Source organism: Falsihalocynthiibacter sp. BN13B15, from assembly GCF_041205415.1.
Classification (GTDB): Bacteria; Pseudomonadota; Alphaproteobacteria; order Rhodobacterales; family Rhodobacteraceae; genus Falsihalocynthiibacter; species Falsihalocynthiibacter arcticus.
This window is the reverse complement of the sequence record NZ_JBGFCE010000072.1, coordinates 1-683: the sequence shown is the minus strand read 5'-3', so window position 1 is coordinate 683 and position 683 is coordinate 1. Positions and strand designations below refer to the sequence as shown.

The 683-nt window shown below is 50.4% G+C and carries 1 protein-coding gene; it reads left to right on the top strand.

What is annotated here, in order from left to right:
* Window positions 1-92: 92 nt before the first annotated feature.
* The coding region (locus AB9F26_RS22190; RefSeq protein ID WP_369769120.1) for a hypothetical protein at window positions 93-683 on the top strand (591 nt) is incomplete at its 3' end.

The following is a 683-nucleotide window of genomic DNA, read 5'->3' as shown; positions in this document are numbered from 1 at the left end:
GAGTTGACAAATTGCGGGATAATTCGCCATGTTAAACCCAATTGAGAATCGAATCGAATACAAGATCGAACTTGAGCAGCGGCGGGCAGAACATGGCACAAATAAACCTAACCGGACCAAGCGCCGGAACCCAGAAATATGATCTACTCACGGCTTTGTCTGTGGCGGGGCTTCATGGCAAGCCAGTTTTTCAAATGTCGATGATGCGGCTGATTGCATTGGTCACGGCGCGCTACAATTGGCGTAGCAATGAGGTTTCAATTGGGCAAAGAGATTTGGCGCGGATGTGGAATGTAAACGAACGCACAGTCAAACGCGAAATGAAGCGGCTCATTGATACCGAAATCCTTGTTTGCTCCCGCGCCGGTGTTCGTGGCAGAGTCGGGGCTTATCGCCTTAATTTTGAGACGGTAAAGCGACTCTCCGATCCGCTCTGGGAATCGGTGGGGCCGGATTTCCAAAAGCGAATGGAGACCCAACCGATTGGTTTGAGAAGCAAAGTGGTCAAAGTGGATTTTGGCGGCGCAAAATCGCAGGCGCCACCCGAAGCGCTACCGCAAAAGGACGAGGGTGAAAAAGGAACATGGCTCGCGGTACAGCATCGATTGAATGGTGAAGATCACACAATCTATTCAAGCTGGTACAAGCACCTTTCTTTTTCGGGTTATCAGGAAGGCGAAGTT